Consider the following 7,820-nt stretch of genomic DNA (forward strand, 5'->3'; position numbering starts at 1 on the left):
GGGGCTCGAACCGCTGTTGGACACGTGGCGAAAGACTAACCCGGCTGCTGTCATGGGGAGGGTGGTCTCGCAGTTTGAAGCTGACCTTGACCCGTGGATCGCCGCGGGCGCCTTCTTCCGTCGACGGCGGATGCCGACGGGGACCGTGATACCCACGGCAGCCGCAGGAAATTTACTCCTCGACATGCACCAGATCCGGAAGGCCGGCGTGCGTTTCAACGACAGCTTCGGCCTCACGGGGGGCGAGGACACGCTTTTCAGCAGGTTGCTGGTGCGGGCGGGGGGAACGATACTTTGGTGCGACGAATCCGTGGCCACCGATTTTGTTCCGGCGGACCGCACCACCCGTGAATGGGTTCTCCGGAGAGCGTGGAGCCATGGAAATTCAGCCGCTTTGGTCGACATCCATTCGACGCAAAGGGCAATGCACAAGAGCATGGCACGCCTGCGATCCGTTGTGCGCGGGGTGCTGCGCATGTGCGGCGGTTCACTACGTTTCGGTTTCGGGGTGATCGCCGATTCCCACCGCCACCAGGCCCGAGGGTTGCGCACCGCCTATCGCGGGGCCGGCATGCTGGCCGGAGGAGTCGGAGTCGCCTACCTCGAGTACTCGCGGGAAGCGCATTTGCGCCCGTGGATGAAACGGGCGCCAGCCCGCCGGAGAGGGCGGTAACGGATGAAAGAAGTGAGGAGGATCGTAAGCCGGGTCGTGAAGCCCGTTATCCGCGCCCATTCCGCCTTTGTCGGCTCCATCGTCGCCGTCAATACGGCAGTTCCGAGCATTGTCCTGACGTACGACGACGGTCCGGAACCCGGCGGAACTGACAGAATCCTGCAGGTGCTTGATGAGCGGCAGCTCAGCGCCACGTTCTTCGTCCTGCTCAGCCGGGCCCGCCGTCATCCCGGCCTCCTGGCAGAGGTCGCAGCCGCGGGTCACGAGATCGCCCTCCACGGACTTGATCATCAACGGCTGACCGGCTTCTCCTCCCGCGAAGTCTCGCAACGGACCAAGGATGGCCGTTCCGAACTCGAAGACCTGACGGGTCAGCGGGTCGAATGGGTCCGTCCCCCGTATGGCCGGCAGACACTGACTACGTGGCGCGCTGTCCGGTCGGCCGGACTCATGCCCGTTATGTGGGGGGCGACCAGCTGGGATTCCAAGGTGGCGTCCCAGGCGGACCGCGTCCAGAAAGCCATGACCGGGGCGGTTCCGGGGGCTATCCTCCTCTCCCACGACGGTCACGCCGGCCTGGGAGACGGCGTCGACGACGGCCCCCCGCCGTCGTTGGACCGGGGGGATCTCACAGCCCGCATCCTCGACTCGTACGCCGACGCCGGGCTGGGCGCATGGGCGCTGCGCGAATCCTTGCAGCACGGAACTCCGGTGCTGGCGGCCTGGTTCAAGAGATGACTCGATTCCGAACAGCGAACGTGGGGGTGGAACTATGACAATGGTCCGGATGAAACTCAAACGCGCCCGGCTCTATGAGTCGATCCGCACCGCCCATCTGGAGCGCGCCCATCAGCTGAAGCCGGCCGCAATAATCTATCGCCAGCGGCGTTACGATTTTGACGCCGACCTGGCTCGTGGCCTGGAACTGATCGAGGCCAGCCCGCTCAGGGCGGCACTGATCCTCGCCCGCTCCGACGTGACCGCTCTGGAAGTCAACGAACCACTGATGCTATCCAGCCTTCCGAGCACCGCGGTTGCGCTATTGGCATTGGCTGCCCGAAGGCTGCTCGGCGGCAGGCGCGTGCTGGTGGTGAGCTATGCCATTGGCAACAGCGACCCGTATCCACAGCGGCTGCGCCACTCGTGGAAGTCCTCACTGCGCAAGGTAGTCGAGCGGCGACTCGCGGCCATTGTCTGGAAAAGAGTGGACCGGCTGGCCTTTGGCACTGCGGCCGCGCGGGACACATATCACGGGCTGCTGCCGCAATCGGGCGGTCGCACGGAGGTGCTCATCCCAGCCGTTCCCGCCGCTTGTTCATGCGAGCCCGGACAATTCAGTGACCCCCATCGAGTGATCTATCTGGGGGACTTGTCGCAACGCAAAGGGTTTCCCCTTCTCCTCGAAGCTTGGCCCTCGGTTCGGAACGCAAACCCGGCAGCCCGTCTCACTATCGTCGGCAAAGGAGCCCTGGTCGACCAGGCTCTCGCCAGCGCTGCGGCGGACAGCAGTATCGACGTTGTCATCGACCCGCCTCGAAGTGAAATCCACCGCCATTTGCGGCACGCCCAAGTGCTTGTCCTGCCCTCGCAGTCCACGCCGATCTGGCGTGAGCAGGTGGGGCTTCCCATCGTCGAAGGCTTGGCGCATGGTTGTTCGGTCGTCACGACGACCGAGACGGGACTGGCATCGTGGCTGGCAGAGCATGGTCATTCCGTGGTGGCAGCGGGGTGTTCCGCCGGTGCCCTGGGAGAAGCGATCAAGGACCAGTTGCTCCGGGCCGCGGGGCGCAGCGACGTCATCGCCACGCTGCCGCAGCTAGACGGACGTCTGGCCGCCGATTCGTGGCTTTTTGAGACGGATTCACGTGACTACCAGACTTGATCGGAAGTCCGTACAGGACCGTTCGGCCGGACGCCGAGGCCTGCTGGCAACAGTGGGCGGCACGGCAGCGACCAAAGTCGCAGTTATGGGAGTTTCGGGGCTGCTGGGCATCGTAACCAGCCAACTGATAATCGCCCATTTCGGCACGGACGCATATGCACAATACGGATTGCTGTCATCGATCCCGAGCCTGCTGCCCTTCGCGGACCTTGGCATTGCTGCGGTCGTTATCAACGCGGTGGCGGGGTCGTCGAAGCCTAAGTCCGACGAGTATGTGCTCGGCGCGATTCTCACGGCCATGCGTATCCTCCTGGTCTCAGGTCTAATCTTCATCGTTATTTCGTTTGCGGTCTATTGGCTCGGTTGGTGGCCCGCCATTCTGGGGAATGGCCTCCTCCCGGGGGACGGCGCCGTGGCGGCCTGCGCCTGCCTGGCCCTCTTTGGCCTGGCGCTCCCGTTATCGATCGGTCAGCGCATTCTCGTCGGCCTTGAGCGGACCAACGTCCAGGTCATGAGTCAGATTGTTGTAGCGCCACTCATTTTGACCGCCGTTCTCGTCACCGTGGGAATCGCAGCCCCCGCAGGAAGTTTCCTGGCAACGTTTTCCTACATTGCAAATGCCATAAATTCTCTTATCTGCCTCATCATTGCAGGGCGTCTCATCTCGCCTCAGCTCAAGTCCGCTATTCGTGCAATTCCACACGTCAGGCGCCATCGTGGAGTCCGGGCAGCCCATCTGGCCTGGCCTATGCTTCTTCAGATGATCGCGTTGCCCGTGGCGATGCAGACAGATCGCCTTTTGCTGAGCCATTTGACAACGGGGAGCGAATTGGCCCAGTATAATTTGGGCTCCCAATTGTACGGAATCGTCATCCAAACCGTTGCTGCCGCAGGAATCGCTTTCTGGCCCATATACGCCAAAGCCCGCTCTGCGTCCCGGGTGGAGTCTCCGTTGATTCCGACTCTCTGGTTTGCTACGGGCGGCGTGGCGCTGGGGATCGTTCTAGCCGCGCTTTCACCCTTGGTGGTGGATTTCATCTCCGGCGGAAAAATTCAACTCGACAACTGGCTGATTTTCGGATTCGTTGTGTTCGTGGGCCTGCAGGCAGCAAAATACCCGGTAGGTATGTACATGACAGATCACCAGGGACTCCGCTTTCAAACCATCCCGATCTTCATTATGGTTCCTTTGAACCTAGGTCTCTCTTGGTGGCTGATCGGCCTATTAGGCGCTGGCGGCCCTATCGTCGGTTCGGCCATTTCCGTAGCTGTCTGCCAGGTCGGCCCGAACATCTGGTACGTGAATAGGGATCTGAAACGACGCAGGGCGGCGGCACTCGCGTCCGAGCCTACCTAGGTTGCATCCCTGGCGGGGTCGAAGTGGCCTCACAACATCCTTCGGGGGCCGCAAGGGCTTGTATTCCCGGATCGGCGCTGGGTGCGGGCCAGCAGCCACGGCACGCCACGGGTGTGGCGCGTACCGTGACCGCTGGCCGGACCGGGCCAAACGGGCCTGATTCAGGCTTAGAAGCGCCCGACCACTGTGCTGCCTGCAGGCTTGCCGATCGCCGTGGCCACGTCCTGTGGCAGCGGAACAGCGATGGCGGTCGACTTCGCTGCCAGAGCTGCCATCTGGTCAATCGGGACGCTGGTGTCGGTGCTGGCATTCTTCCAGCTTGCACCCTTGGCGGCGGCTAGAGCGGCGGGGGTTTCGTAGCGCGCAAGAGTTACTCCGTCATTGCCGCCCCACGCAACCATTGTCGGGTCCGTTGTGACAACTCGCTTGTTAAAAAGGTTTCCTGTAATTACGACATTCATGTTATCCACGGGAATCTTGGTGACGCCGTCAAGCGCATAGAACTGAAAGCGGCCCCCGTTTCCGTATACATTGTTAGATATCGTAATGTTGCGTGTCAGCCACGGAGTTGTCGGATCGACGGCCGGTTGGCGCGGATCTTGTCCGGCGAAGCTCGAGACCGCCTGCCGGCGTTCATCTTGGGCCAACTTGACCCCGAACAGTCGGTTTCCGCCGATGTTATTGTTGAAGACCTTTACATTTCCCGTGTTGTAAATGAGGATTCCGGTCTCTTGGCCGTTGGTCTCGTTGTTTGCAACGATCGCGGTATCGGATATTTCGATTTCAATGCCGTTGATCCCGTTTGAGGACGAGGTGTTATTGGAGACGTTTGCAGTGTTTACGGACTCATCCAACCAAATCCCGGTACTGCCCTGGTTATTGCTGGTGTCGTTGTTGACAATCTTAATACCACGCGAACGAGTCACCTTGATTCCTCCCGCGACCGGCTCCGGCTTGAATCCCTCGGCATTGTTAAACGAAACAATCGAGTCCTTGATAACCAGACCGTACGCGGCATTGACACCGATGCCGAGCATGCCGTTTCGTTGCGCGGTGACGCGTTCGGCGATGCTGTCATTGTTTTGAATTGCAATGCCGATCATCGCGTTGTCAACGACGGTGAGATTCCGAGCCGCGGCGGACGTGGCGGCCAGGACAACGGCGGCGCGGGACTCATAAGGCGTGGCGTAGCGGCGCACCCCGAATCCCTGCAGCGTGGTTTTAGTGGCTGAAGAGTAGATGGCCTGGCCCAGATTGCTGGCCCGCACTTCGTGCCCCGCGGGATCGCTCCCGAGCCGGATCGTATTGGCTGCGTTATCCACGTAGAACGTCCCCGCAACCACCTGAGCAGCGGACCCGACCTGCTTGAGCGAGACCCCGTCCAAGAACACTTGGTCCGGCCGGGCCGCCATGGGCTTCGCCGAATTCACGTATCTCGGGTTGTCTGCTACACCGTCCATGGAATTGGAGAACTCGGGGGTCCATCCTGATGCGAGCCAGGTGGCGCCCGATTTCTGCCAGGAAGCCACCGGCACGGACCCGTCCAACCAAACAGCCTCGTCGGGGTAAGACTGAATCGTCAGCGACTTGTTGGACGGAATTGTGACCGACTCGTTGTAGGTGCCTTTTCGCAGCACTATGACCTGGCCGGACTTCGCATGAGCGACGGCGCTAGCAAGGGTCTTCAAGGGGGCAGCCTGGCTGCCCGGTTGTGAGTCCGTGCCCTTGGCGACGTCGACATATATTGCGTCGGCGGGCGCGGCGTACACGGCCGAACCGACGGCGGAGGCTCCACGTCCCGGTTGAGGGGCCGGAGCCGGGGCGGGTGCCGGGGCTGGAGCGGGTGCCGGGGCGGGAGCCGGGGCCGGAGCGGGGGCCGGGGCCGGAGCGGCTCCGATGTTAACGACGTGCAAGTCGTCCAGAACAGTACTGACCGGCGCCGAGTTGCCGCCAGACATGTACTCCCAGATACCAACGGCTCCCGCACTGGCGATCCTAGTGGCGGAAGTGTCCGCGACCGAGAGCTGCCAGTTCGGGACCGCGCTTCCGTCAAGCCAGGCGCGTCCTTGGATGGACACAGAAGACGTACCCGTGACACTGAATTCGATATGGGCCTTTTGGTTGGCGCTCAGCAACTGCGGCAACTGCACTTTTCCCAGATTTACGTCAGTCCCGTTGGTAATCCTTGAGACGGCAAGGAATAACTTGCCCCCACTCATCACCTCCAGGCGCCCCCGGTAGGCGGCACCGGAGCTCTGCCGGCGAATATCGAGGGCGTGATACAGGCCGAATTGACCCGCGGGAACCGAAGGTAACATCAGCGCCCCTTGGACATTGACATCGGTCGCAGAGACTGCAGGCAGCACGGCAGACAGTGACTGCCCTGGCGGCAGTCCATTTACCCTGGCTGTGCCGTTCACAACGGCGAGACCCGCCTTGGCCGGGTTGTCCATTGCATAGGTGCCTCCGGTTTCGGCATTGCCCCAGCCGGCCAGAGAAGTGCGGCTAAAAGTGTCGCGGGCAACTTCGGAGGACGTTGTGGAGGCACTTTCGGGGCGGGTGACTGCCGCGCTGGCGGCAGGAGCCAGGCTGACTGCTGCCATCGCGAGCGAAACAGCGCAGATCAGGGGAGCTACTAATTGCCTTGGCCAGCCGTCGCCGGGGGGATCTTCCAATATTTTGCGCGTCAATTAGGGGCTCCTCGTGGATGATGGCAACCGAGACAAGCCCGCCGGTAATCGACGAGCTTGCAGGCTGTGGGCAAATACACGCAGCGAAGACGAACGTTCACGCCGTCTTCAGACCGTTCCCCCAGCGGGACGCAATAACACAACCAGAGACCAAATTGCAGGTAAGCGAAAAGCATACTTTTGCTGCAAACGGTCACACTACACGGGATGAAATCTTCGATCAAATCTGCTGGCCATCCAGGATCACCCTCAGCAGCCACAAGTCGTACTTTCCGATTGGTGCTATTTGGATCGTGAGGCCGGCTCTCCGCGGGCCGTACGACGGATAATAACCGTGCGACAGCCGCGGGCGGCCACTGATCGGCTCCGCCGTTCTCCTCCGATCGTCGCGCCCGTGGCAAAGATCTTCCGCGCTGCCGGGATCTCCTCGCGGCAAGAAACACGGCTGGTCCGGACCCTCGAAGAGGATCCGGACCAGCCGACAGTGCAGTTTTGCTAAACCGGGTCGATCACTCCACCCTCCTAGTCACCCAGTTGGTGAGGGACAGGGTGACAGGGCCRTTGGTTGCGGTGCCCGAAAGATACGTCATCACGCCTACGGATCCGGCGCTTTGCATGGTAATTGCAGCGTCCGTTGCCGTCACTTGCCAGGCTGTGGGTTCGGCAACGGCCGTGTTCCACACCTTGGCACGTAGGGTCGTCGGCGAGTTCCCGGAGACCTGCAGTCGGACGGCCAGTTGCATGCCCGCTGTGTAGGTCAGGCCCGGCACCGTGATGCTCTTTAGGGTGGTCTCAGTTCCTCCCGCCGTGGACTTCAGATCCAACGTCATCAACCCGGACTTTGAGATCCAGATCTTTGCCAGGTAATCCCCCGCCCCTGATACGCGTCGGCCGATGACGGTTGTGAAGAATCCGCCCCCGTCCGACAGCTTGTCCAGTGACAGCTGGACCTGGGTATCAGACGACGTAGACGAAACGGATCCGAGGGTCGCCGTGAGCTGTACGCCCTTGGCCGTGATCATCTTGCCGCTGCCATTGTTCACGGCGAAGTTGGCATTGCCGCCTGAGGTACTCCAGTTACCGCCCACATCGGCTTTCCCGAAACCATTGGCTACGATTCGAGCGAACCCGTCCTGAGCCAGCGGTGCCGCCGTGACCGTCACCGGCTTCGTCACCGAACCCGTRCCGCCCAGGTTATCCGTCACCGTCAGCTTCACC

General features: G+C 61.7%; 5 protein-coding genes and 1 pseudogene. 4 read left to right on the forward strand and 2 right to left on the reverse strand.

The window, feature by feature from the left end:
* The 4 genes from AB4Y86_RS07315 to AB4Y86_RS07330 all read left to right on the forward strand — a co-directional run.
* Positions 1-673, forward strand: a 673-nt coding sequence (locus AB4Y86_RS07315) for a glycosyltransferase family 2 protein (RefSeq protein WP_441401442.1), incomplete at its 5' end; no start/stop codon positions are given.
* A gap of 12 nt (positions 674-685) precedes the next feature.
* Positions 686-1,411: a polysaccharide deacetylase family protein gene (locus tag AB4Y86_RS07320; RefSeq protein ID WP_441401444.1), complete on the forward strand. Its 726-nt coding sequence runs from the start codon at positions 686-688 to the stop codon at positions 1,409-1,411.
* A gap of 49 nt (positions 1,412-1,460) precedes the next feature.
* Complete coding sequence (locus AB4Y86_RS07325) at positions 1,461-2,555, forward strand: glycosyltransferase family 4 protein (protein WP_441401446.1); 1,095 nt, start codon at positions 1,461-1,463, stop codon at positions 2,553-2,555.
* Positions 2,539-3,912, forward strand: coding sequence for a polysaccharide biosynthesis protein (locus AB4Y86_RS07330; RefSeq protein WP_441401447.1), 1,374 nt, complete (start codon positions 2,539-2,541; stop codon positions 3,910-3,912). The genes AB4Y86_RS07325 and AB4Y86_RS07330 overlap by 17 nt, the downstream gene beginning before the upstream one ends.
* A gap of 167 nt (positions 3,913-4,079) precedes the next feature.
* On the opposite strand, the gene AB4Y86_RS07335 is transcribed toward AB4Y86_RS07330, so the two are convergent.
* Together AB4Y86_RS07335 and AB4Y86_RS07340 are read right to left on the reverse strand one after the other, a co-directional pair.
* On the reverse strand, positions 4,080-6,602 hold the full coding sequence (locus AB4Y86_RS07335; RefSeq protein ID WP_441401448.1) for a right-handed parallel beta-helix repeat-containing protein: 2,523 nt from the start codon (positions 6,600-6,602) through the stop codon (positions 4,080-4,082).
* 509 nt (positions 6,603-7,111) lie between these two features.
* Positions 7,112-7,820: pseudogene (locus tag AB4Y86_RS07340) on the reverse strand (PKD domain-containing protein); the annotation flags it as partial.

The organism is Arthrobacter sp. 2YAF22_2, assembly GCF_052114645.1.
GTDB lineage: Bacteria > Actinomycetota > Actinomycetes > Actinomycetales > Micrococcaceae > Arthrobacter.